This window comes from Bradyrhizobium sp. 23AC (genome assembly GCF_054863025.1).
The window spans coordinates 136,678-162,060 of the sequence record NZ_JAVAYN010000007.1 but is presented as its reverse complement, the minus strand read 5'-3'; the positions used below and the strand labels follow the sequence as shown (position 1 = coordinate 162,060).

Annotated in this window: 18 protein-coding genes, 2 tRNA genes and 1 pseudogene; 1 reads left to right on the top strand and 20 read right to left on the bottom strand. The window is 65.2% G+C overall.

The window, feature by feature from the left end; all coding sequences use genetic code 11:
• Nucleotides 1-55: 55 nt before the first annotated feature.
• The 11 genes from RAD10_RS18815 to RAD10_RS18765 form a co-directional block, all read right to left on the bottom strand.
• A complete protein-coding gene (locus tag RAD10_RS18815) occupies nt 56-2,932 on the bottom strand; it encodes a valine--tRNA ligase (protein ID WP_461618712.1) in 2,877 nt (958 codons plus the stop codon).
• Nucleotides 2,933-3,058: 126 nt separating this feature from the next.
• A complete protein-coding gene (locus RAD10_RS18810) occupies nt 3,059-3,823 on the bottom strand; it encodes a PopZ family protein (RefSeq protein ID WP_461618711.1) in 765 nt (254 codons plus the stop codon).
• Nucleotides 3,824-4,126: 303 nt separating this feature from the next.
• Nucleotides 4,127-5,512: a TolC family outer membrane protein gene (locus RAD10_RS18805; protein ID WP_461618916.1), complete on the bottom strand. Its 1,386-nt coding sequence runs from the start codon at nt 5,510-5,512 to the stop codon at nt 4,127-4,129.
• A gap of 204 nt (nt 5,513-5,716) precedes the next feature.
• Complete coding sequence (locus RAD10_RS18800; RefSeq protein ID WP_461618710.1) at nt 5,717-6,370, bottom strand: protein-L-isoaspartate O-methyltransferase family protein; 654 nt, start codon at nt 6,368-6,370, stop codon at nt 5,717-5,719.
• Nucleotides 6,371-6,507: 137 nt separating this feature from the next.
• Nucleotides 6,508-6,681, bottom strand: coding sequence for a hypothetical protein (locus RAD10_RS18795; protein WP_018320416.1), 174 nt, complete (start codon nt 6,679-6,681; stop codon nt 6,508-6,510).
• Between the two features lie 216 nt (nt 6,682-6,897).
• Nucleotides 6,898-6,972, bottom strand: a tRNA-Asn gene (locus RAD10_RS18790).
• A 136-nt stretch (nt 6,973-7,108) separates the two neighbouring features.
• The gene (locus RAD10_RS18785; RefSeq protein WP_317239512.1) at nt 7,109-7,477 is read right to left on the bottom strand and encodes a hypothetical protein; all 369 of its coding nucleotides are present in this window, start codon (nt 7,475-7,477) and stop codon (nt 7,109-7,111) included.
• Nucleotides 7,478-7,683: 206 nt separating this feature from the next.
• Complete coding sequence (locus RAD10_RS18780) at nt 7,684-9,378, bottom strand: flotillin family protein (protein WP_461618709.1); 1,695 nt, start codon at nt 9,376-9,378, stop codon at nt 7,684-7,686.
• 22 nt (nt 9,379-9,400) lie between these two features.
• Nucleotides 9,401-10,060: an OB-fold-containig protein gene (locus RAD10_RS18775; protein WP_461618708.1), complete on the bottom strand. Its 660-nt coding sequence runs from the start codon at nt 10,058-10,060 to the stop codon at nt 9,401-9,403.
• 10 nt (nt 10,061-10,070) lie between these two features.
• Nucleotides 10,071-11,234: a PspA/IM30 family protein gene (locus RAD10_RS18770; protein WP_461618707.1), complete on the bottom strand. Its 1,164-nt coding sequence runs from the start codon at nt 11,232-11,234 to the stop codon at nt 10,071-10,073.
• A 556-nt stretch (nt 11,235-11,790) separates the two neighbouring features.
• Nucleotides 11,791-12,051, bottom strand: a complete 261-nt coding sequence (locus tag RAD10_RS18765; RefSeq protein ID WP_026202356.1) for a hypothetical protein — start codon at nt 12,049-12,051, stop codon at nt 11,791-11,793.
• A gap of 261 nt (nt 12,052-12,312) precedes the next feature.
• On the opposite strand from RAD10_RS18765, the gene RAD10_RS18760 reads away from it, so the two are divergent.
• Nucleotides 12,313-12,510 carry a hypothetical protein gene (locus tag RAD10_RS18760; RefSeq protein ID WP_018320410.1) on the top strand — a complete coding sequence of 66 codons (198 nt, stop codon included), beginning with the start codon at nt 12,313-12,315 and terminating at the stop codon, nt 12,508-12,510.
• 72 nt (nt 12,511-12,582) lie between these two features.
• Here RAD10_RS18760 and RAD10_RS18755 read toward each other — a convergent pair whose 3' ends face one another.
• The 9 genes and pseudogenes from RAD10_RS18755 to RAD10_RS18715 all read right to left on the bottom strand — a co-directional run bounded on the left by RAD10_RS18755 (nt 12,583) and on the right by RAD10_RS18715 (nt 24,732).
• Entirely contained in the window at nt 12,583-12,729 is a 147-nt protein-coding gene (locus RAD10_RS18755; protein ID WP_018320409.1) for a hypothetical protein, read from the bottom strand.
• Between the two features lie 200 nt (nt 12,730-12,929).
• Nucleotides 12,930-13,003 (bottom strand) — tRNA-Cys (locus tag RAD10_RS18750).
• A gap of 97 nt (nt 13,004-13,100) precedes the next feature.
• A pseudogene (locus tag RAD10_RS18745) lies at nt 13,101-13,706 on the bottom strand (ABC transporter ATP-binding protein); the annotation flags it as partial.
• A 163-nt stretch (nt 13,707-13,869) separates the two neighbouring features.
• Complete coding sequence (locus tag RAD10_RS18740) at nt 13,870-14,748, bottom strand: ABC transporter permease (RefSeq protein WP_461618706.1); 879 nt, start codon at nt 14,746-14,748, stop codon at nt 13,870-13,872.
• A gap of 37 nt (nt 14,749-14,785) precedes the next feature.
• On the bottom strand, nt 14,786-15,523 hold the full coding sequence (locus RAD10_RS18735; RefSeq protein WP_461618705.1) for a tRNA-uridine aminocarboxypropyltransferase: 738 nt from the start codon (nt 15,521-15,523) through the stop codon (nt 14,786-14,788).
• A 37-nt stretch (nt 15,524-15,560) separates the two neighbouring features.
• On the bottom strand, nt 15,561-18,665 hold the full coding sequence (locus tag RAD10_RS18730; protein WP_461618704.1) for an efflux RND transporter permease subunit: 3,105 nt from the start codon (nt 18,663-18,665) through the stop codon (nt 15,561-15,563).
• Nucleotides 18,665-21,814, bottom strand: coding sequence for an efflux RND transporter permease subunit (locus RAD10_RS18725; RefSeq protein ID WP_461618703.1), 3,150 nt, complete (start codon nt 21,812-21,814; stop codon nt 18,665-18,667). The genes RAD10_RS18730 and RAD10_RS18725 overlap by 1 nt, the downstream gene beginning before the upstream one ends.
• A 37-nt stretch (nt 21,815-21,851) precedes the next feature.
• On the bottom strand, nt 21,852-23,258 hold the full coding sequence (locus RAD10_RS18720; protein WP_461618702.1) for an efflux RND transporter periplasmic adaptor subunit: 1,407 nt from the start codon (nt 23,256-23,258) through the stop codon (nt 21,852-21,854).
• Nucleotides 23,248-24,732: an efflux transporter outer membrane subunit gene (locus RAD10_RS18715; RefSeq protein WP_461618701.1), complete on the bottom strand. Its 1,485-nt coding sequence runs from the start codon at nt 24,730-24,732 to the stop codon at nt 23,248-23,250. The genes RAD10_RS18720 and RAD10_RS18715 overlap by 11 nt, the downstream gene beginning before the upstream one ends.
• Nucleotides 24,733-25,383: the final 651 nt, after the last annotated feature.

Below are 25,383 nucleotides of genomic sequence, written 5' to 3'. Positions count from 1 at the left end.
GAGAATCTCGAGATTCCGGGTCTGGTCCTTCGGACCATCCGGAATGACGGAAGTCTCACGACGCCTGCTTCAGCCGCTCCAGCGCCTCGAGCAGCTTGGCCTTGCGCGCCAGCGCGGCCTCGCGCTTTTCGCGCTCCTCCTCGACGACCTCCTCGGCCGCGTTGGCGACGAACTTTTCGTTCGCGAGCTTCGACTCGGCGCGCTTGATGTCGGCGTCGGCCTTGCCGATCTCCTTGTCGAGACGCGTGCGCTCGGCGGCGACGTCGATCACGCCCTTCAGCGGCAGCGCGGCCACTTCGCCACGGATGAGGAGCTGAACCGCGCCGTCAGGCGCGCGGTCGGCGAAGGAGATGTCCGACAGCCGCGCCATGCGCTTGATGACGTCGGTCCAGCGCAGCACGCGGTCCCTGGTTTCGGCGGAGGCGCCGACCAGCACCAGCGCCGTCAGCGTTGCCGGCGGAATGTTCATCTCGGCACGCACCGAACGGATCTGTGTGATCAGGTCGATCACCCAGCCGATCTCGGCTTCCGCCCTGGGATCGGTGAAGTCGGCGTGGTCGAAGATCGGCATGACCAGCATCGGCGACATCAGGGGTTCGGTCGGCCCGGCCGCCGCAGCGAGGATTGCGAGCTGCTCCGGCGTCGGCTCGGCCGGCTTCAGCGGCCATTGCGCCAATGCGAGCAGACCGTCGCGCTTGGCCGTCACCTCCCACAGCTCCTCGGTGATGAAGGGCATGAAGGGATGCAGCAGCTTCAGGATCTCATCGCGCGCCCAGGCGACCATGGCACGGGTTTCGTCCTTGGCCGGGCTGTCGGGGCCCAGCAGCACGGGCTTGGCGAGTTCGACATACCAGTCGCAATAGACGTTCCAGACGAAGCGGTAGATGCTACCCGCCGCATCGTTGAAGCGATAGGCCTCGATCGCCTCGGTCACCTCACGCGTGGTGTGCGCGCTTTCATGCGCGATCCAGCGGTTCAGCGTCTCCTTGGCCTTCGCCGGCTCGAAACCCTCGGGCACGGCGCAGTGGTTCATTTCGGCGAAGCGCGACGCATTCCAGAGCTTGGTCGCGAAATTGCGATAGCCCTCGACGCGGCTGGTGGCGAGCTTGATGTCGCGCCCCTGTGCCGCCATCGCAGCCAGCGTGAAGCGCAGCGCGTCCGCACCGTATTCGTCGATCAGATTGAGCGGATCGATGACGTTGCCCTTCGACTTCGACATCTTGGCGCCCTTCTCGTCGCGGACGAGGGCGTGGATGTAGATGGTCGAGAACGGCACCTCCTTCATGAAGTGCAGGCCCATCATCATCATGCGGGCGACCCAGAAGAAGATGATGTCGAAGCCGGTCACCAGCGCATTGGTCGGGTAATAGCGCTGCACCTCGGGCGCATCCTCGGGCCAGCCGAGCGTCGAGAACGGCCACAGCGCCGAGGAGAACCAGGTGTCGAGCACGTCCTCGTCGCGCGTGATGAAGCCCTCGCGCTTGTTGCGGTCGAGCGCCATCTCGCGGCCCTGCTCGGCCGTGATGACCTCCTGCTCGACGTAATAGCCGAGCGCGTGGCTGACGGCCTCCTCCTCGGTCTCGGCGACGAACACCTTGCCATCAGGGCCATACCAGGCCGGGATCTGATGGCCCCACCAGAGCTGGCGCGAGATGCACCAGGGCTGGATGTTCTCCATCCACTCGAAATAGGTCTTTTCCCAGTTTTTCGGCACGAACGACGTCTCGCCCGACCGCACCGCCGCGATCGCGGGTTTGGCGAGCGTCTTGGCATCGACGTACCATTGGTCGGTCAGGTACGGCTCGATCACGCTGTTGGAGCGGTCGCCGTGCGGCACCATGTGGGTGTGCGGCTCGATCCGCTCGACGAAGCCGAACGATTCAAGCCGCTCGACGATGCGCTTGCGCGCAGCGAAGCGATCGACCTTGTGGAATTCCTCGGCGAATTGCGAGGCGCCTTCCGGCAGGTCGCGCAGATAATCCTCGTTGTCGACGAGATCGAGGCAACCTTCCCTGTCGATCACGCTGATGCGGCGCAGGCCGTGGCGATTGCCGACCTCGAAATCGTTGAAGTCGTGCGCCGGCGTCACCTTGACCGCGCCCGAGCCCTTCTCGGGATCGGAATAGTCGTCGGCGACGATCGCGATCTTGCGGCCGACCAGCGGCAGAATCACGTTCTTGCCGACCAGCTTCAGATAGCGCTCGTCCTCGGGATGCACGGCAACGCCGGTATCGCCGAGCATGGTCTCGGGGCGCGTGGTGGCGACGACGATGAAGCTCGAGGGATCCTCAGGATTGAACGTCTTGCCCTCGATCGGATAGCGCAGATACCAGAGGTGGCCCTTCACCTCGGTCTGCTGCACCTCGAGATCAGAGATCGCGGTGAGCAGCTTGGTGTCCCAGTTCACCAACCGCTTGTCCTTGTAGATCAGGCCGTCGCGGTGCAGCTCGACGAACACCTTGATGACGGCCTTCGACAGGCCCTCGTCCATGGTGAAGCGTTCGCGCGACCAATCGCAGGAGGCGCCGAGCCGCTTGAGCTGGTTGATGATGGTGTCGCCGCTCTCAGCTTTCCACTGCCAGACCCGCTCCAGGAATTTCTCGCGGCCCATCTCGCGGCGGCCGGGCTGCTGGCGCTCCATCAGTTGCCGCTCGACCACCATCTGGGTGGCGATGCCGGCATGGTCGGTGCCGGGCTGCCACAGCACGTCGCGGCCGCGCATGCGCTCGAACCGGCACAGGATGTCCTGCAGCGTGTTGTTGAGGGCGTGGCCCATGTGCAGCGAGCCCGTCACGTTCGGCGGCGGGATCACGATGGTAAAGGGCACGGCGTCGCGGCGGTCGGGGCGGCCGGCCTTGAAAGCAAGGCTGTCCTCCCACACCACGGACATGCGGGCTTCGATATCGGCGGGCTGGTAATTTTTCTCGATCATGGGGCTGTTAGAAAGCCGCGAGTGCGGGTCAAGTCAACGGGAAGCTCAGCGGCAAAGGCTTTCCAGCCCGGTCCGCAGACCGAATATGCTGCAGAAGCAGGGCTTTATCGGGGCCGCACGACCGTCTCAGCGGCCGCCGCGCGAGACCCGCTCGATTTCGGCCTTCACGATGCGTTCAACGAGCCCCGGCAAATTGTCGTCGAGCCAGGATTTCAGCATCGGACGCAGCATCTCCTTGACCAGATCCTCCAGCGTCCGTGCATTGCTGCTGAGCACCGTATGGGCCAGGGAGTTGAAGGCGGATTCGACCGCCGAGACCGTCGACTGCGCGAGCATCGGCTGCTGCGGCGGCAGCGGCGGGGCATCGAAATCCACCGGCGCGTAGGACGGCGGCGGCGTCGGACGCGGCGGCGGCGATTCGGCGAATTCAAGATCGTCGCGCGGCTCGACCTTGCGGAAGCTCGGCGGCGGTGGAGGCGGCGTCGGATCCATCGCCATCTCGTCGGTCAATTCGAGCACGTCGGGCTCAGGCTCGGGCTCCGGCTCAGGCTCGCGGACCTCCGGCGCGGTTGTGGCCGTATCGAGCCCCGCCAGCAGCGCGTCGATGTCGTCCTGGCTGTTCGGTGACGCCTCCGCCGCAGGCGGTGGGGCCGGTGCCGGCTTTGCGGCCGGAGGTGGCGCAGGTTTTTCAGCGGCAGGCTTGGCAGGGGCAACCTTGGAGGGCGGAATGTCGTTCATCGCCTGCGGCTTGGGTGCGGGCGCAGCAGGAGGTGGCGCGGGCTTTGCGGCCTCCGCCGGCGGCGGCTTGGCCTCATCGTCGGCAATGATGCGCCGGATCGAGGCCAGAATCTCCTCCATCGAGGGTTCTGTGACCTTTGCAGGCTGCGTCATCTCCGACTCCACATCATCAACGCCCTCGCATGCGTTGTTTTACACCAAGCACGACAGGATTGGCCGGTTCCGGATGGGTGGCCCGACATTTTCGTCGCGGCAGCCCGACTTGTCCCCAGATCACGGCTCAACGTGCAGCGGTGCGCCCCTGCCCCCGGCACTCAAGCTTTACGCACACGGCATCACTGCGAGGCGAATCGACCCGCATCGTCTTGGCAAGGCTATGTCAGGGATTTTGATGATTGCAAGCAAAGCGCCGGTCGGCCTCGGCAATTCACGAGGCCGACCGGACGAGTACGGGAATCAGCGCCCGTCAGGCGTACGCACGCCGGCCCAGCTGTCGCGGACCTGATGGTAGTGAACGCTGGGATCATAAACCGTGGTCGCAAGGCCGAGGACCTGCGGCGCGAGACGGCCGACGGCCGAGAGGACGTTATAGGATGCAACAACCCGGTCATGCTGCGCGGTCACCAGCGCGACGCGCGCATTGACCAGCGCCTGCTGCGCGTTGAGCACGTCGAGCGTGGTGCGCTGACCGGCCTTGGCCTCTTCACGCACGCCGTTCAGCGCGATCTCGGACGCCGTCACCTGTGCTTGCGCCGATTGCACCTGCGCCTTGCCGGCCTGCAGCGAACCCCACCACTGCACGACAGTGGCGCGGGTCTGATCCCGCGTGTTTTCGAGGTTGAGACGTTGCTGCGCCAGGTTTTCCTTGGATTGCCGGATCAGCGAATATTCGCTACCGCCCTGATAGATCGGCACCGAGATCTGCGCGAGCGCGGAAGCGTTGAGCGAGCGGTACTGAATCAAAGATTGTTCGTAGGCCTGGGTCACGCCCGCCTGCAGGGTGACCGTGGGCAGCAGAGCGCCCTCGGCAACCTTGACCTGCAAGAAATTGACGTCAATGCCGAACATCGCGGCCGTGACGTTGGGATGCTCGACGAGGCCGAGCTCGACCGCGGCAGCGAGCGTCGCGGGCAGGAAACGGTCCACCGGGGAGCCGGGTGCCAGATTCGTCGGCTCGTTGCCGATGATGCGGCGGAAGTTCGCGCGCGTCGTGGTGAGATTTGCTTCCGCGGTCAGGGCCTGCGTCCTGCCTGCCGCCAGCTGTGCTTCCGACTGTGCAACGTCGGTGCGCGTCACTTCGCCGACGTTGAAGCGGTCACGGGTCTGCTTGAGCGTCTGCTCGAGCACCCGCACGTTGCTGCGCTGGACTTCGAGCGTCGCCGAGTCGCGCAGATAATCCATGTAGGTCGTGGCGGCCAGGAGCAATATGCTCTGATCGAGGCTGCGCAGCGCTTCGCGAGAGCCGGAAACCTGACTCTCCGCGGCGCGCGTCCTGTTGGCAGTCTGGTTACCGTTGTACAAGGTCTGGGAAGCAGTAAGTCCAACGCTTCGGGGATAGCCTTTACCGTTGATCGGAGGATCGTTGGCGCCGCTCTTGAAGTCCGAGTACTGAATGCCACCGCTCGCCGTCAGCGAGACCTTGGGGCGATATCCCGACAGCGCCTGAGGCACGTTTTCGTCAGTCGAGCGCACCTGGGCGCGCTGTGCGTTGAGCTGTGGATTGTTCTGATAGGCGCGCACCAGCGCGGACTCGATCGTGTCCGCCAAGGCAGGCGTCGGCCCGGCAAGCGCGAGCAGCAGGACCGAAACCGCAGCTCCGGTGAAGAGCTTCACCCCATGCATCCCAAAAATTCCGTTCATTCTAACGCCCGGCTCGTGCCCGCGAGCTGGGTTACCGTCTACGAGTGGAGTCGTTGCCCCGCCGCAACATAAGACGCGGTCAAGCGCGACGGAACTACCTGAGGGTAGTTCTCGGTGGAAACTCTTCACGTGCAGCATCCCGGCCACACTTCTGATTCAGAACGGGATTTTATCGCGTTTTGGACGTCAGAAGACGAAGGCGGCCGCCCGTTCCAGCCCGGGAAGGACCGGAGCGGCAGCGTCGAACAGGGCCCGATGGCCGAATTCACCATGGGTATGGGTCACGATTATGGCACGCGGTGGCCTGGATTCGGCCGACACCCCCACCAGACGCCCGCCCTCCTTCAGCTGCCCGAGCAGCGCTTCCGGGGTCACCTCAGTCGCGCCATTGAGGATGATCACGTCGTAAGGAGCGGCGGACGGATCGCCGTCGGCGCAGGCCGCGGCCTTACAGGTGACGTTGGCAAGGTTCAGGGCGGCCTTGGCTTTCGCGGCCAAAGCCGAATCGCATTCGGTGGCGGTGACCTGCCGCGCAAGTCTGGCGGTCAGCGCGGCGAGGTAACCCGTGGCGCAACCGACCACCAGCACGTTGTCGCCCTCGCCGATCTCGGCGGCCTGGAGCAGCTTGCCGGTCAGCTGCGGCTTGATCAGGAACCGCTTGGCGGCGCCTTCGCTTACGTCGAGATCGAGATCGAGATAAGCCAACGCCTGCCGGTCGGCCGGCACGAAGGCCTCGCGTGGAACCGTGAGCATGGCATCGAGAACACGACGGTCGGTGACGTCATTGGTGCGCACCTGGCCATCGACCATTTTGAGGCGCGCGGTCGAGAAACCGGACATTTGCGGACCCTGCAAGGCGGACGATGCCGCGGACGAAATTCGCGGCATCTTTGGAGCATGCACAGCCAAAACGCAACACGGCCGTTAGCCTGCGCAGCTAAGGCATCCGCATGTTACCGCATCAGGGTCGGGATGGATTATTCGATGGCCACCGCGAGGCGACCGATGAGAGCGGCGACTTCGTCCAGCCGCGCCGAATCGGGCGTCTCGACCGCGCGCGCCAGACAGGCGAGGCATTCGTCGTCGCTGAGCTCGGGAATGTCGGCCGGCAGAATCGAGGGGGCCATATGGTCGACCTGGATGTCTGGCATGGGAATCAGCTCCGTTAAGATCCGGCTATCGCGAAGCTCGATTTCAATTGAGTCGATTTGGCGCCGTCCGCATGGCGCGGCGGGGCCAACCCACAACACATCTGCTTGAATGCGATTCCCAGCTGGAATCGCGAAAGCGCGGTTCAGAAGGCACGGCAACGAGATCGCGCATGGCGCGAGAATGTGCCCGTAACCCGTTGAATTTGCGGCATGATTTGGCTCCCCGGGCTGGATTCGAACCAGCGACCATCCGATTAACAGTCGGATGCTCTACCGCTGAGCTACCGAGGAAAAGGCGAACCAGTCGTTCGCGCGCGGCTGCGTATAACAAAGCCGCTTGCGCTTGCAAAGGACGAATTCGTCATCATCCGCAATGCGCCGGAGGAAGGCCGGGACGCCCCCTCCTCCGGGCCGTGTCGGCCAAAGGCTACTCGGCGAGGAACGAAGTGGTCTTGGTGCCGGGATCGTAGCGCAGCCGAAGCGCGGTCATCTTGCAGAGGTTGACGTTTTTCCAGAGCACGGCTTCGTCGTAGCTCTGCCAGTCGACGCGGATGTTCCAGACGCAGCCCTCGTCGTCCTCGTCGAACTCGACATAGGTGCTGGCCTGGTTCTGCAAAACCTTCTCGAGCTCATTGTCCCATTCGTCCAGGCCATCGTCCGGCGCGTTGAAGCCCAGGAATTTGATGGCATAGCCGGTCTCGTTGACGACGGTGACGTTGCGGGCATCGGCCGCGAACGAGGGCATGGCGGCGATCGAAAGGCCGATCGCGATCAGTCCAGACAGAAAATATTTCATATGAAATTCCCCGATCGAAACAGGCTTCAGCGCCTGGCGTCGATCGGCGCAGGCGCCGCGGCAACCAATGTCGTTGCCTTGGAAGGTTCGTCCGGAGTGCGATCGAAAGGTTCAAGACGATCGATCGGCACTCCGGCACGTTGCGCGACGCGAGACGCGCTCAACCTGTTTATCGATTCGAATTCTCCGCAGCAATGAACGGGCATTCATAGATCGGCGGTGTTGGTCTTCTCCGGCACCGGCGCCGGCACGGCCGCGCCGTTGCTCTTGCCGGTCACGGCTCCGACCAGCGCCTTCACGGGATCGTCGCCGGGCGCAAAGCCGCTCTGGCGCAGGATCTCGTCGATCATCGGACGCAGCGCGTGCACCTTGAGGAGCTCGCCGGCGAGTCCCTCGCCGAAGCCGACATTGCCTCCGCCGGCGCCGCTGCCGCCGAACGCGCCGCCGGTGTGCAGGATACGGACGTCCTTGAGGTTGGCGATGGGCTTGACCATCTCGGCCAGCGCCGCCGGCATCGTCTCGATCCGCTTCTTGGCGATCTCGAAGTCGATGACGTTGCTGCCGAGCTTGTTCTGCGCCTCGTTCTTCATGGTGATGACGGCTGCCTCGGCCTCACCGATATTCCTGACGCCGACCGCCTTGATCTTGTTGGACTCGGCTTCGGCCGTGGCCAGCGTCTTCACGGCCTCGGCGCGATCGAGCGAGGCCTTCTTCTCGGCTTCGGCCGCGACGATCAGCTCGGTCGATTTGCGCTCGGCCTCGGTCCGCGCGGCCAGCACCTGGGTGAGACGGGCACGATCGGCGACCTCGACCGCGCGTGCGGTCACGACCTTTTCCTCCGCGGAGACCGCGATCGCTTCGGCGGTCTTGGCCTCGGCGACGGCCTCCGAGGTCTGCTTGCTCTTGGACGCGATCTGGATCTCGTTCTCCTGGGTCGCAATCTGGATCTCGCGCTGGGCGTCGGTCTTGCGCTTGTTGATCGCCAGATCGGACTCGATCACGGCGGTTTCCTTGACCTGCTTGGCGCCCGCCTCCTTCTCGGCGACCGCCCTGTCGGTGTCGATGCGGGCATTCTCCTCGGTGAGGCGCGCGGTCTGCGTCGCGGTTGCGACCTCGGCGCGGGTGCTCGCGGTCTTGTTGGCGATGTCGCGCTCCTGCGACAGCTCGGCCTCCTTCTTGGTTCGCTCGATGCCGAGGGTCTGCTGCCGCGCCTCGAGGTCCTTCTGGGCGATCGCCACCTCGTTGTCGCGCACGATGGCGTTGCGGTCACGCCGGCGCGTCTCGGTGACGGTCTTGAGCTGGGTGAGACCTTCGGCGTCGAAGAAGTTTTCCGGGTTGAAGAACTTGACGTCGGTCTGGTCGAGCTTTGTGAGCGACACGGATTCAAGTTCGAGGCCGTTGGATTTGACGTCGGATTCGACTGTCGCCTGCACATGTTTGACGAAGTCCGAGCGCTTCTCCTGGAGCTCGAGGATGCTCATGGTCGCCGCCACCGAGCGCAGGCCGTCGACGAATTTGGCCTCGACCTGGTTGCGCAAAGCTTCGGCGTCATTGGTCAGTGCCCCCAGCGTCTGGCTCGCAAGCGCGATACTCTCGTCGTCGGGGCGAACGCGCACGTAGAACTCGGCGACGATGTCGACGCGCAACCGGTCCCTGGTAATGAGGGATTCCCGCTCCTTGCGTTCCACCGTGAGCCGCAGCGTCTTCAGGTTGACGCTGGCATAGGAGTGGAAGATCGGCAGGATCATGGCGCCGCCGTCGAGCACGACCTTCTTGCCGCCGAGGCCGGTGCGCACGAAGGCCTCGTCGCGGGTGGCGCGCTTGTAGAGGATGGTGAAGACGATCCCCAGGACGACGATCAGCGCGACGCCGATCATGGCCGGGACTGCAATGTCGAACATGATGTTCTCCGATAATGACTGGCTAGCTGTTTAGAGTGGGCTTGGAAGGTTTGAGTTCATCGTCGGCCTTGACCGCCACGAAGCGGGTGCCGTCGCGGTCGACGAGCAGGACCATGGTTCCCTGTGGCAGGGGCGATGACGCCGGCGCCGCAACCGCCCAGACGAAATGGCGGTTGCCGTGGACGTCGGCGACGCTGACGCAGCCGGGCGGTCCCTGGTCGAGCGGGCCGATGACGACCTCACCGATGCGGCCGACCAGATCCCCTAAACCGACGGCATAGCTTTCATCCTTGGGAATGACCCGCGCGATCGCCCTGCTGGCGGTGCGGACCATCGGAACCGAGACCACGACGGCCCCGACCGAGGCGACTGTTGCCGGCAAGGGCCCCGCAACCATTCGCGCGATGTCCTGGATCAGGAAGCCGGTGATGGAGAAGGCGCCGAGCAGCAGCAGCAGGAAGATCAGAAGCGGCACGCCGCCGACATTGATCCAGGAAATGGCGTTGATCACGCCATTGTCGCTGGGGTGACCGAAATCGATGTTGGTGCCGAGCATTTCGCTCAAGGAAGCCCCGACCAGCATCGAGACCACTTCGATCGAGCCGACGATGAGGATCATGGCCGCCGCGATCGCGAACGGCCTGACCTCAGGCGACATGACGTGTTCGAGCAGAGCGCTCATGACATGGCACTCAGGAGCGCGACTTCAATCGCGCGAGCCTCGCCGCAATTTCCTTGTCGCGATGCAGCGTGCTGAGCTCGTCGATGTCGCTCGAATAGGGAATGCCCGGCGGCACGCCGGTGGCGCGTGCCACCGCCCTGCCCGCCCGCAGCGCCTTCGCTGCCGCAGAGCCGCCGCCCTGTTTTCGGGATGACGTCGAGGCCTGATGGCTTGCGGCTGCCTCGCTCCTTTCGAGATCGGCGCGGCGCTGCTCGGCATCCTGGAGCGCGGACAGCACCGCGCGCAGCGAGGTGATGCATTGCTCGATCTTCTCGTTGTTCTCGTCGATGGCGCGGGACAGCACATCGAACTGCGCCTCCAGATCCATCTGCCGCGCGATGCCAGCGCGGGCGAGATCGTCGCGGCTGTCAGCGATCGCGCCCTCGATCTTGGGGGCGAGATCGGCCATCTCGCGTTCGATCTCGGTACGGCGCGCGTTGAGGCGATATTCCTCGGCACGCGCAGCGGCGAGCGCGTCGCGCGCTTCGCTCTCGGCGCGCTCGATCTCGCGGATGGCCTGGCTGACCACTTGCAGCTTGTTCTTGCCTTCCGCCTGCTCGATTGCGTCATAGGCGATCCCGGCGATCAGGCGCCCGACCCGGGACAGGAAGTTTTCGGGAGCGGCAGCGATGGTATCCATGGCGTTCTCCTCCTCTGGCAGATTGTTCGGCGTGACGCCGTAGTGAACTTCAAAGCCGTCGTCGGTGCGGATGAGGCGCGCGGGCACACTCTGCCCCCAGCCCTCGGCATAGCCGGCATAGTCAAAGGGCACGCTGAAGCGTCCCTCGACGGTCGCAATCGAGATGGTGGCCGGCCCCTTGATCTTGGCGAGCTTGTCGTCGAGCGGCAGACGGCGGCCCTGTGCCGCGCGATACTCGGCGCGGTCACGCAGGCCCAGCGTCACCAGGCGCGAGGGCAGCGCGGTCTGTTTACGGATCGGGTCATAGGCGTGGGCATGCAGCAGGACGACATTGGAGCCGACATTGTGGCTCCGCGCGACCTCATCGAGGATCTCCATCATGCGGTCATAAGCCCTAAACGTCGCCTCCAGCGCGGCCTTGGCGGCCGGATCAGGGGCAAGCCTGTAACGCAGCGCTGACGGCGCGTTTCGGGGCGATTGGCTCATGGAAAGCACTAAAGCACCATTTTGGTGCTTTAGGAAGAGGAGGCATAATCACGTTTCCCTGACCCTCATGCGCGCTACCTATTAGTCGTTGTGCCCGGGACGCGCGTTCAAGCCGGGCGTTCACCCCTAGATCACACCCGATCAAGACTTCTTGCACGCACGGATTGCAATTTGAGACGAAATGCTGGGAGCGTTCGGCAAGCCCAGTCACCCACTTGCTCAGCCTTGGTGTCCCGGACGCGCAGCAGCGTTCTCACGCTGCTGCGCAGAGCCGGGACCCAGCTAGCCGCGCGATTTGCCGTTGCATGGGCCCCGGCTCTGCAGCGCATCACTTCGTGCTGCGCGGCGTCCGGGGCACCAGGCTGGGGTTGAGGCGCCGGTCTCTCTCCACGTCGTCATTGCGAGGAGCCCTTACGACGAAGCAAGCGGCGGACGAGTCGCTGCGCTCACCCGGGCTACGGAGCACCCGTTGGTCCACAGCCTGTCCGCAGCATATCCACAGGACCGGTATCGGCGAATTCGTCAGCTGGCGCGAGCCACTTGCTGCGCACACATCCACAGGCCCTTAACCGCCGGCCTGATCGAACACGCTGCGGCACGCTTCGCTCAGGCTCGAGCGGTTGCGCCGCAGGCACGCCGTGATGGCGCGGACGTTGGGAATTTCGCCGGCGCAGAGCCGGTAGACATCGGGCGTGCAGGCCCGGCGCTGTTCGGCTGTCCCCTGCGCGTGGGCGGTGGATGCAAACAGCGTCAGGAACAGCCCGACCGTGGAGGCGCGGCGCGCCCGGCTCTTCACACCCGCAAACCGCAAGAACCTCGCCTTCATGACCAGTCTCCCGTTCCGCCGTGCCCGCTCCAGCCTGCATTGGGCCGGTACGCGAAGGGGTTAAGAGAAATAAACCGTCGAGGATGTGATCTCTTTCACACTGCCGGCGCAGCGGAGGAACCTAGAGTTTCCTGGGGATTTTTTACACACCGCTAACCAATCGGGACCCGATCGCCGGATCGTTAAAATGCGAACGATCCGCTCAACCGGGTAACAAACCGGCTTTGCGACATTGCGCCGTCCGCGTTCTGCGAGGGTGCGATGAGAAGCGAAGCCGAATTCAACTTGTTGCTGGATGCCGTCCGGGACGCCATGGTCATTGAAGACTTTGCTCCCGCGCCGGAGGAGGAATTCGTGCCCCGCTCGTGGAGTTTTCACGCGACGCCCAAAGCCGCCAATGACAATGAGGGCGCCTGGCCCCTCCTGCCGTTCCCCGACGGCTGGTACGCGGCCTGCTGAAGCTGCTTTCATCGTGAGCCGTAGCGCCCGCCTCGCGGGCGCTTCGCCATAGGCGAAGCCCTGCTGCGCCGTTCAGGTCTTGATGCGATCCTCGCCATCCTGCGGCACCCGGTCGGGTGCGGCCGATGGAAAGATGCTGTCATAGATCGCGCGAGCCTCGCGAATGAGGCGGGCCCGCTCCAGCTCGGATTTCGGGACAAATCGGACGATGTCGCCCACGGGTGCTCCAGCGCTCGTTGGTGTCGGTCGCATCACTTCACCGATGCGAAGACTATGCCAACGGGCGTGAACCGGGGGTTCCAGCGAGCTCCGGACAAACCCGGTGATCGATCCGCCTCTCACGTCGGCAGAACGTTGCGCGCAGCATCAGCGAAGCCGGCGGCGAGATCGAATTGTGCTGGGAGATCAGAGGGATATGATGGAGGCCACGACCAGAATTGAACTGGTGTACACGGTTTTGCAGACCGTTGCGTAACCACTCCGCCACGTGGCCCCGTAAGGCCGGAGCAATATAGGGGATGAAGGGTTTAGGCAACCGCCTTCGTCCGATTTTGGCTGGAGGCCGCCTCGTCAGCGGGACCTTCGAACCGCTACGCCTTCTTCCCGCCGGACCCCGCCAGATATTGCGCGAGAATCGTATCGGTTGCGCCGGCCGCGATGATCTTCCCCTGCTCCAGCAGGATCGCCCGGTTGCAGGTGCTCTGGATCAGCTCGATGTCATGCGAGGCGAGCACCAGGATGCCTGCGCGGGCGACGATCTCATCCAATCGCTGCCGCGCCTTCTTGCGGAATTGCTGGTCGCCGACGCCGATCCATTCGTCGAGCAGCACGATCTCGCCCTCGACCGCGGTTGCGACCGCAAAGATCAGGCGCAGCATCATGCCGCTGGAATAGGTGCGCAGCGGCAGGTCGAGCCGGTCTCCGAGCTCGGTGAACTCGGCAATCTCGGCCCGCCGCGCGTCGATCTCGGCCCGCCGCGCGCCGATCACGAGCCCGCGCCGCATGATGTTCTCGTAACCGGTCGCTTCCTCGTCGAAGCCGGCCTGCAGATCGAACAGCGACAGGCAGCGGCCGCGTACGTCGATGCTGCCCGCCGTCGGATGATAGATGCCGGCGAGAACCCGCAGCAGCGTGGTCTTGCCGGCACCATTGGCACCGATGACGGCGAGGCGGTCGCCGGCGCGGATATCGAGGCTGACCTCGTTCAACGCCGTGATGAGGTGCGAGACCGCCGCCTTCCGGCGCAGCGTCACGGCGCCGACGAAGCGACTGCGCAGCGAGCGGTCGCGAAACGACAGCACCGGAAACGTGACCGAGACGTCGCGTAGCACGATGTGGGCCGTCCGGGTCATGCGCGCATCACAGCCAATACGCCACGCGATGGCGGTATTTTGCGTAGCAGCCGAGGCCGATGACGGCCACGACGATCGCATAGAGGGCCCCTAGCAGCCATTGCTCCGCATCGGTCGGCTGCGACAACAGCGGCCGGCGCACCAGATCGAGCAGCGTCGCGAACGGATTGACCCGCGTCAGCCAGTGAAACGCGGTGCCGCGCGCGCTGTCCTCGGTCCAGATGATCGGCGTGAGAAAGAAGACGAATTGCAGGCCGCTGACGATCGCCGAACCGATGTCGCGAAACCGCGCGCAGAGCATGCCGAGTGCGACCGAGCCGCCGAGCAGCGCGAGGAACAGGATCGCAAAGCCGGGCAGCGCGAGCAGCATGCTCCAGTGCAGCGGCCAGGGTATCACGACGTAGAGCAGCACGACGATCACCAAATGATGCGCGAAGATGAGGACGTTGCGCGCGATCATCTGGAGGACATGAACGATCAGCGGCGCCGGCACGGCTTTGATGAGATGGCCGGACGCCACGAAGATGTTGGAGCCCTCCTGGAGCGTCGTTGCGATCAGGGTCCAGACGATCAGGCCGACCGCGAAGGACGGCAGGAAAGTGGCGATGTCCTGCTTGAACAGGGCCGCATAGACGGTGCCGACGCTTGCGATCGTCGCGGCCAGCGTCAGCGTGATCCAGAGCGGGCCGATCACGGTCCGGCGGTAGCGCAGCGAAATGTCCATCAGCGCGAGCGTGCCCCAACGATCGGGCCGCGCCGCCTGTGCCAGAATTTCCTTCGCTGCGAGCTGAATACGACTGCCCCTCAGGTTCTCGCTCTCCAATGCCGGAACAGGAGAGCGGATCGCGACCGGTTTCGGCCGATCGTCTCTAGACGCCCGGCCCACGCGGTGCAATCGACCGTACAGATGATGTGGGCCGAAGTCAGGCTCGTTTGCGCCGCCGGAAGTCGCGCCGGCCCTTCGGGGCAGGCTTGGGCGCCAATTCCGGCATCTCGGCCTGGACCTCGCGGTAGCGTGTTAACAGGCGTTCAAAGCTCGCGTTCAGCGTCTCGGCGATGTCAGGACGCCGCTCGAGCCCGGCGAGAATCGTCGCCGCGGCCTCGATGGTGGAGAGCCCGTCCTTGCGCGGCTCCTTGCGCAGACGGCCATAGCGCGAGGGGTGCGCCGGGTTGAGAATGACGCGCTGGCATTTCAGCATCCAGGGATTGCGCCACCACAGCGCCTTGGCCTGGCTCCAGGTGCCGTCGAGCAGCACGACGCCTTCGAGCTTGCCGAGGATCCCGCGCTGGTTCTCCGCGACCTCGCCCTTGCGGTTGAGCGCGACGATCTCGCCTTCCGCCTCGAGATCGGCGGCGCGGGCCGAGCCGAGATAGAGCACGGCCCAACGCGCGGCATTCTCCACCGGCTGTCCCAGCGCCTTGGACAGGCTCGGCCAGGACAGGCCGACCCGCACCGTGGCATCGGCAAAATGCCCGGCAAGCAGGCGCGCGGTGCCGAGCGCCCTGTCCTGCTCCTGCGGATGCTGCAGGATCAGGAGGGACAGTCGATTTTCAATCGGCGTGACGCTGTCGCAGATGCACAGCGGCATCGGCTTCTGGCAATGCGGGCACTCGGGGATCGGATCGGCCGGCGCGGCGGCCGTATCTGGCGGGTTCGACATGGGCGCCGCTATACGCTTGATGCGGCGCTTCAACAACCTATTCCGCCGGCGCAGCCACCGGGCGCGGCGCGGACCGCCGCCGCAGGCGGTCGATCAAGAGGTAGATCACCGGCGTGGTGTAGAGCGTCAGGATCTGCGAGACGAACAGGCCGCCGATGATGGTGATGCCGAGCGGACGGCGAAGCTCCGTGCCGGGACCGGTCGCCACCACGAGCGGAATGCCGGCGAACAGCGCCGCCATGGTCGTCATTAGGATCGGGCGGAAGCGCGCCTGGCAGGCCTCGAAGATCGCCTCCGCCGAGGACAGGCCGCGCTGGCGTTCGGCGTCGAGCGCGAAATCCACCATCATGATGCCGTTCTTCTTGACGATGCCGATCAAGAGGATGATGCCGACGAAGGCGATCACCGTCAGCGGCGTGTTGGTGAGTTGCAAGGCGAGCAGCGCGCCTAACCCCGCCGAGGGCAGCGTCGAGATGATCGTGAGCGGATGGGCGAGGCTCTCATAGAGCACCCCGAGCACGATATACATCGCCACCAGCGCGCCGAGGATCAGGAGCGGCTGGCGGCTGCTGGTCTTGGCGAAGTCGCCGGCATTGCCGTCGAAGCTGCCGCGGATGCCTTCGGGCATGTGCAGTTCCTCCACCGCCCGCTGGATGCTCTGGGTCGCTGCCTGAAGCTGCACGTCCGGCAGCAGGTTGAACGACACCGTCGTCGAGGGAAACGACTGCGAGTGATAGACCGCGAGCGCGGCCAACCCACGCGTCGCGTGCACTACGGCCGACAGCGGCACCTGCGCGTCGCCGGCGCCCGCAACATAGATGCGCTCGAGGTTGGAGGGATCGACCTGGAACTTCGGATCGATCTCCAGCACGGTCATGTACTGGTTGCGCTGGGTGTAGATGATCGAGATCTGCCGCTGCGAAAAGGCGTTGTTCAGCGCATTGTCGATGTCCTGAACCCGGACGCCGAGTGCCGAGGCCTTCTGGCGATCGATGTTCAGGGTCAGCTGAAGCCCGCCGGGATCGCGGTCGCTGGAGATGTCGGTGATGCCCTCGACGCTCTCCATGCGCTTGGCCACGATCGGCGCCCATTTCTGCAGCAGACCGAGGTCGGTGCTGGTCAGCGTGTACTGGTAGTCGGAATCGCTCTGCCGCCCGCCGGCACGGACGTCCTGAGCGGCGAACATGAAGAGGCGAATGCCGGGCACGGGGTACAGCGCGCGCCTGAGACGGTCGATCACGACCTGCGTTGAGACGTGGTCGCGCTCCTCCGGCGGCTTCAAGCTGATGTACATGATGCCGCGGTTCGAGGTCGCTCCCCCCGGCCCGCCTCCGGCGCCGACGGTCGAGCCGATGCCGGCCACGGCCGGATCCTGCATCACGATGTCGGCGAGCCGCTGCTGGAGACCGAGCATCGACTGGAACGAGATGTCGGCCGAGGCGCGCGTCGCGCCGATCACGAAGCCGGAATCGTCGGTCGGAAAATAGCCCTTGGGGACCTTGATGTAGAGCGTCACCGTGAGGCCGATGGTGGCGAAGAACACCAGCAGCGTCGCCAGCGGATAGTCCAGCACGGTGCGCAAGGTCCGGGCGTAGAAGGCGACGATGCGCGACAGGGAGCCCTCGATCACCCGATCGAACAACGTCGCCGTGCCGGACGTGGCCTGCCGGATGTAATGGGCGCAGATCATCGGCGTGACCGTGAGCGACACCAGCGTCGAGACCAGGATGGCGAAGGTCAGCGTCAGCGAGAATTCGCGCAGCAGGCGGCCGACGATGCCGTCCATGAAGATCAGCGGCGTGAACGCCGCGATCAGCGACAGGCTGATTGAGACCACGGTGAAGCCGATCTGCTTCGCGCCCTCCTGCGCCGCCCGGAACGGCCGCATGCCGTGCTCGAGATTGCGGTACATGTTCTCGATCATGACGATGGCGTCGTCGACCACGAAGCCGACGGAGATCGCGAGCGCCATCAGCGACAGATTATCGATCGAGAAGCCCGCGACCCACATGCCGGCGCAGGTTCCGGCCAGCGCCAGCGGCACCGAGATGCCGGCCGCGATCGTCGGCGTCAGCCTGCGCAGGAACACGAACACCACGACCATCACCAGGACCGCGGTCGCCAGCAATGTCCATTGCATGTCGAGCACGCTGGCGCGGATGGTGCCGGTGCGGTCGACCAGGGTGGAGATCTCGACACCGGCCGGAATCCACTGCTTCAGCTGGGGGACCAGCGCCTTTACCCTGTCGACGGTATCGATGACGTTGGCATCGCCCTGCTTGGTGATCTGGATCAGCACCGCCGGCTGCTTGTTGAACCATGCGATCGAGCGGGCGTTGCGGACGGAATCCTCGATGTCGGCGACGTCGGACAGGCGCACGAAATTGCCGTTGGCGCTCTTGATGATGATGTCACGGAACTCTTTCGCCGTGCGCATCTGCCGGTTGAGCGCCAGCGTCTCGCTCTGGCGCTCGCCGTTGAAGATACCGACGGGGCCGAGCGGGTTGGCGTTGACGATCGCGGTCCTGACGTCATCGGTGGCGATGCCGGCGTTCGACAGCGCGACGGGGTTGAGCTGGACCCGCACGGCCGGCTGGTCGGCGCCTGATACCGTGACGTCGCCGACTCCCGGCACCTGCGAGATGCGCTGCGCCAGCACCGTGTCGGCGACGTCGTAAATCGCGCTGGCGGACAGCGTCTTGGAGGTCAGCGCCAGCACGAAGACGGGCGCGCCGGCGGTGTTGGCCTTGCGGAAGCGCGGCAGCGTCGGCAGGTCGCTCGGCAAGTCGACCATCGAGGCGTTGATCGCCGCCTGCACGTCGCGCGCGGCCTTGTCGATGTTGCGGCCGATGTCGAACTGGAGCTGGATGCTGGTGTTGCCGAGCGTCGAGGTCGAGGTGATCTGGTTGATGCCCGAGATCTCGCCGAGCCGCCGCTCCAGTGGTGAAGCCACCGTGGCCGCCATCACCGACGGGTCGGCGCCGGGCCGGCTGGCCGAGACGAAGATGGCGGGGAAGTCGACGTTCGGGACCGAGGCGACGGGAAGGAAATCGTAGGCGACCACACCCAGCAGGAACAACCCGATCGACAGCAGCGTGGTGGCAACCGGGCGGCGGATGAAGGGCTCCGAGATCGATGCCATCACTGCATCCCCTCGGTTGCGCCGGCGACTGGCGGGCCGCCGGATTCAGCCGGCGGCAGCGCCTGCTCGAGGCGGCGGTTGATGCGGTCGAGCGCGAGATAGATCACGGGCGTGGTGTAGAGCGTCAGCAATTGGCTGAGCAGCAGGCCGCCGATGATGGAGATGCCGAGCGGGAAGCGCAGCTCGGCGCCGGTGCCGCTCTCGATCGCCAGCGGCAAGGCGCCGAACAGCGCCGCGAGCGTCGTCATCATGATGGGACGGAAGCGCAACAGGCAAGCCTGCACGATCGCCTCGTTCGGCGACATGCCCTGCCCGCGCTCGGCCTCGAGCGCGAAGTCGATCATCATGATCGCGTTCTTCTTGACGATGCCCATCAACAGGATGATGCCGATCAGGCCGATCACCGAGAGGTCCTGCCCGCACAACACCAGCGCCAGGATCGCGCCGACGCCGGCCGAAGGCAGCGTTGACAGGATCGTGATCGGGTGGATGTAGCTCTCATAGAGCACGCCGAGCACGATGTAGATCGTGATCACGGCCGCGAGCAGCAGCCAGGGTTGGCCCGCGAGCGCCTTGGCGAACTCGGCGGCATCGCCGGCATAGACGCCGACGATGCTGTTGGGCATTTCGATCCGGGTCTCGATCGCTTTCACGGCGTCGACGGCATCGCCGAGTGCGGCGCCCGGCGCGAGATTGAAGCTGAGCGACACGGACGGGAATTGCGCTTGGTGCGAGATCGCGAGCGGCGCCGTGGTGCGCTTCAGCGTCGCCACGGCCGACAGCGGCACCTGGGCGTTGGGCGCGCCGACGGTGGAACTCGCAGCGCCCGGCAGATAGAGTTTTGACAGGATCGAGGGATCGCGCTGGTACATCGGCAGCGCCTCCAGCACCACGCGGTACTGGTTGGCCTGGCCGTAGATGGTCGAGATCTGGCGCTGCGCGAAGGCGTCGTTGAGCGTATCGGTGATGCCTTGCAGGCTGACGCCGAGCTGGCCCGCGCGGGTGCGATCGACGTCGAGTTGCGCCCGCAGGCCGCCTTCCTGCGCCTCCGAGGAGACGTCGCGGAATAGCGGATCGCGCCGCATCTCCGTAACCAGCTTGCGCGCCCATTCCGACACCAGCGCCGCATCGGTGCCGGTCAGCGTGTACTGGTACTGCGAGCGGCTCGACTGGGTCGAGATCTGCACGTCCTGCACCGGCTGGAAATAGACGGTCATGCCGGGAATGCCCGCCACCCGCTGCTTCAGCCGGGTCACGACCACGCTGACATCATCCCGCCGCTCGCCGCGCGGCTTCAAGGTCATGACGAGCCGGCCGACATTGGTGGTCGGATTGACCGAGCCGGCGCCGATCACCGAGACCACGCCGACCACGTCAGGGTCCGCCTTGATGGTGTCGGCGACCTCGCCCTGCCGCTTCTGCATCTCCGCGAACGACACGTCCGGCCCGGCCTCCGTCACCGCCGTGATCGAGGCGGTGTCCTGCAGCGGCAGGAAGCCTTTCGGCGCAACGACGTAGAGGACGAGGGTCGCAATCAGCGTGGCGAAGGTCACGACCAGCGTGGCGCGCTGGCGCTCCAGCACCCAGAGCAGCGTCCGATGATAGGCCTCAACGGTGCGGTCGATGAAGCGGCTGATGGCGGCGAGACCCGGCACCGCCAGCTCCTCATGGGCGTGCTTGAGCAGGCGTGAGCACATCATCGGCGTCAGCGTCAGCGAGACCACGGCCGAGGTCACCACCGCGATCGTCAAGGTCAGCGCGAATTCGCGGAACATGCGCCCGACGAGGCCGGACATGAACAGCAGCGGGATGAAAACCGCGATCAGCGACACCGTCAGCGAGATCACGGTGAAGCCGATCTCGCTGGCGCCCTTCAGCGAGGCCTCCATCGGCCCGTCGCCGTTCTCCATGTGGCGGACGATGTTCTCAATCATGACGATGGCGTCGTCGACGACGAAGCCGGTGCCGATCGTTAGCGCCATCAGCGACAGATTGTCGAGGCTGAAGCCGGCGAAATACATGATGCCGAAGCTGGTGATCAGCGACAGCGGCAGCGCCACGCCGGCGATCAGGGTTGCCCGCAGCGAGCGCAGGAACAGCAGCACAACCAGCGTCACCAGCACGACGCTGAGGACCAGCGTGAACTGCACGTCGTGGACCGAGGCGCGGATCGTCACGGTGCGGTCGGAGACGATGGTGAGGTTCACGCCGGCTGGGATCGCGCGCTGCACTTTCGGGATTTCGGCGCGGATCTGGCTGACGACGTCGATGACGTTGGCACCGGGCTGGCGCTGGATGTCGATGATGACGGCCGGCGTGCCCTGGTACCAGCCGCCGGTGCGGTCGTTCTCGAGGCCATCGACGATCTGCGCGACGTCGGCGATGGTGACCGGCGAGCCGTTGCGGTAGGCGATGATGACGGGCTTGTAGGCGTCGGCGGCTGCGATCTGGTCGTTGGCCGCGATGATGTAGGATTGCTGCGCGCCGTCGAGCGAGCCTTTCGGCCCGGAGACGTTGGCGTTGGCGATTGCGGTGCGCAGATCCTCCATGGCGATGCCATAGGCGGCGAGCCGCGCCAGATCAGCCTGGATGCGCACGGCCGGTTTCAGCCCGCCGAGCACCGAAACGCGCCCGACGCCGGAAATCTGGCTCAGCCGTTGCGCCAGAAGCGTGTCGGCAATGTCGCTCATCGCCCGCAGCGAGATGGTGTCGGAGCGCAGCGCCAGCGTCATCACCGGCGCGTCCGCCGGGTTCACCTTGGCGTAGGTCGGCGGATAAGGCAGCGTCTTGGGCAGCACGCCCGCCGCGGCGTTGATCGCAGCCTGCACGTCCTGGGTCGCGCCGTCGATGTCGCGATTGAGATCGAACTGCAACGAGATCTGGCTGACGCCGAACGAGCTCGTCGAGTTCATCGCCGACAGCGACGGGATCTGGCCGAGTTGCCGCTCCAAGGGCGCCGTGATCAGCGAGGCGATCACGTCGGGGCTCGCGCCTGGAAGCTGCGTCGTCACCTGCACGGTCGGGAAATCGACCTGCGGCAGCGCTGAGACCGGCAGCGCGAAATAGCCCAGCAGCCCGCCGATCAGCAGCGCGATGCCGAGCAGCGAGGTCGCGATCGGACGGCGGATGAAGGGTTCGGAGACACCCATGGGATTTGCCTGCCGCTTCAAGCGGCTGTTGTCGGGATCATGGCTGCTTGGCTCCACTTCCCGATGCGCCCGGCCCTGGCGCCGGCCCGGTCTGCCCCTTCTGGTCGCCCTCGCTGCTCTTGCGCTTGGCGCGGAACTCGCCGTCCTTACCCTGTCCGTCCTTCTGGTGCTCCTTCTGCCCTTCCTTGGCACCATCCTTCTTCTGGGCGTCGGGCCCCCGCGAGCGCTTGCGCGGGGCGAGATCGGCCGACGGGGTCTGGTCGTCGCGGCCGATGGTCACCTTGGAGCCGTCGGACAGATTGGCAAAGCCCGTTGTGACGACCCTGTCGGTGGCTGACAGGCCGCTGGCGATCACGGCGTCATGCTCGTTCTGCTGGGTCACCGTCACGGGCTTGGCCGAGACCACGTTGTCCTCGCCGATGACATAGCTGAACGTCCCGATCGGGCCGCGCTGCACGGCCGAGGTCGGCACCACCAGTGCCTGCGTCAGCGTCTCGACCTTGAGACGGACATTGACGAACTGGCCCGGCCAGAGCTGGTAATTGGCGTTGGGAAACTCCGCCTTGAGCTTGAGCGTGCCGGTGGTCTGGTCGACCTGGTTGTCGATGCCGGTGAGCTTGCCGGTATCGATCACGGTGATGCCGTCATTGCCGAACACGTCGACCGCCAGCGTACCCTTCGACGCCGCGGCGTTGACGCGCATGATCTGTTGCTGCGGCAGGCTGAACCACACCGCGATCGGCTGCAATTGCGTGATCACCACGAGGCCCGTGGTGTCGGCGGCATGGATGATATTGCCCTGGTCGACCTGGCGCAGGCCGGCTCGCCCCGAGAGCGGCGCCACGATCTTGGTGTAGCTCAGCGTCGCCGCCGCGTTGTCGATCGCAGCCTGGTCGGCCTTGACCAGCGCCTCGGTCTGCGCGACCAGCGCGCGCTGGGTGTCGGCCTGCTGCTTGGAGCCGGCGTTGGAGGCAGCGAGCTGCTCGTACCGTGTCAGGTCGATGCGCTGGTTGGCGAGCTGGGCCTGATCCTGCGCCTTCTTGGCGACCGCTTGGTCGTAGGTGGCCTGGTAGAGCGCAGGATCGATCTCGCCGAGCACGTCGCCCTTCTTGACGTCCTGCCCTTCCGTAAAATTCACGGCAATCAGCTTGCCGTCGACCTGCGAGCGTACGGTCACGGTGTTGAGCGCGCGGATCGCGCCGACACCGTCGAGATAGACCGGAACGTCCTGCACGCGGGGCGTCGCCGCGAGCACGGGCACCGGCAGATCGAGCCGCTGGTTGTTGCGGTTATTGGCCTGCTGCTGATGCGTGGCAGTCCAGCCGAGATAGAAGAGACCGCCCAGAATCGCGAGCGTGATCAGGGTCATGATGAAACCGCGGCCGCGCGATTTCTTCGCCGTGCCCTCCTTCGCGTCCTGCTTGGTATCCGGCTTAAAGAGCATTGACCGGTTTCTCCATTCGCGGCTCCCAGCCGCCGCCGAGCGCCTGATACAGGCTGACGATGGCGAGCAAGCGGGCCAGTTGCGCCTGTGACAGCGCGTCTTCCGCCTGGAACAGGGTCAGTTGAGTGTTGAGCACGGTCACGATGTCGGCGGTGCCGGCGCGCAATTGCTGCTCGGAGAGATCGAAGGCGCGGCGCGAGGCGACGACGACGTCGCGCTGCAATTGCAGCTTGATCGTGGTCTGCTTGATCGAGAACAGCGCATTGTCGACGTCGGCAAACGACTGGATGATGGTCTTGCGGTAGGTCTGGAGCAATTCGTCCTGCCTCGCTTTGGCGAACTCGAAATTGCCGAGGATCTTGCCGCCATCGAAGATCGGCTGCGTGGCGCTGCCGACGAGCTGGAAGAAGGCCGCATGCGGCTGGAACAGCGAGACCAAGGCCGAGCTCTGATAGCCGCCATTGCCGGTGAGCTGGATGGTCGGAAAGAATTGTGCGCGGGCGTTGCCGATGTTGGCGGTCGCAGACGCAAGCTGCGCCTCCTGCCGGCGAATGTCAGGCCGCTGCGTCAGGAGCTCCGACGGCAGGCCGGGCGTCACGCGCGGGATCGCGATCCGGTCCAGCGAGCCGCCGAGCACGCGCACGCTTTTCGGCGGGCGCGATACCAGCACGGCGAGCGCGTTGACGTTCTGGTCCAGCGTCTGGCGCAGAGGCGGCACCAGGGCCTTCTGGTTGGCAAGCACGCTCTCCTGCTGAGCGACGTCGAGATCGGTGCCGGTGCCGGCCTTGCGCCGCTCCCTGACCGCATCGAGGATGCGCTGCGCGCTCGCAATGTTGCGCTGTGAGGTCCTGATGCGATCCTGCGAGGCCAGCACCTGGAAATAGGCATTGGCGACGCCGGCAAGCGTCGTCAGGGCGACGGTGTCGCGATCAAAACGGTTGGCATTCGCGGTCTCTTCCGCGGTCTGCAATGCGTCGCGGTTCTGGCCCCAGAAGTCGAGCTGATAGCTCGCGCTCAGCGAGGCCGAATAGTTGACGACCTCGCGGCCGCCGATGGACAGACCGGACGCGCTGGAGCCCGAGGTGCGCGAATAGGTTTCCGATCCGCCTGTCGAGACGCTCGGCAGCAGCGCCGCCCCCGCCTGTCGCGCCTGGGCGTCGGCCTGGACGATACGCGCAACGGCGGCGGCGATGTCGAGGTTGACGGTCTGCGCCTCCTCCATCAGCTGCGTCAGCTCCGCGGAGCGGAACCCGCGCCACCAATCCAGTGACGGCGGCGCATCACCCTTGCCCGCATATTTGTACTGCGTGGGAACGTCGAGGGCGGGATCCGGAAGGTCCTGGGTCAGCACGCAAGCACCCGAACCGGCGGCGAGGCACAACACCGCAATCCAGCGCGTCGCGCGCAGCGTCCGGGATGCAGAACCTTCAGACCGCCGCACGGCGATCGCAGGAACATCCTGTGTCACATCCATCCCCCACCGGGCAGATCGAACCGCCGCGCAGCCGGATTAACCGATTCGCGGCGGGACAGTCGGGGGGCTTTGGACAACTCGTTCACAGCGGCGATGCTTTCTGCGGAACCTCGAAAACCATACTAGCCGGGCGCTGAACTGCGGGACAGTCCCGCAGTTGCGAGATGGCCACGCCGACGAAGTGGAAACGAACCGCTCGAAATTCAAAAGACGGCTGTCTCGCAGGGATTTTTCTCATTCTGAAACATTGGGATACACGATCAAGCTTACCAAGATTTCATGTGATATTGCTGCCACAGCGGCACTTGGGCGTTTCCATCCGACCGCACCACGCCCCGCCTCAGTCGCGCCCTGGCTGAGTAATCTCACAAGCCCGTCAATCGCCGAACAGAAAGCCGTTCCTCGGGCCGATATGATTCGACCATCCGGGCGTCATCCACGGCCCTCGATGGCGAGAAGCCTCGGCCTTGGAAAAAGTTTGTCGCGAGTTGGCTGGTGACGACTATCATCTTCCCTGGCCGGACGGAGCGCGGGCGTTTCCTCCTATCGATATCCCGGCTTGCGGCCGAGCGCATCGCCGTCGGGCGCGCCTCTCAGGAATATCGCTGTTTGGGCAGAGGTTTCGCTCGGTTTCGCCGCAGCGCAAAAGCC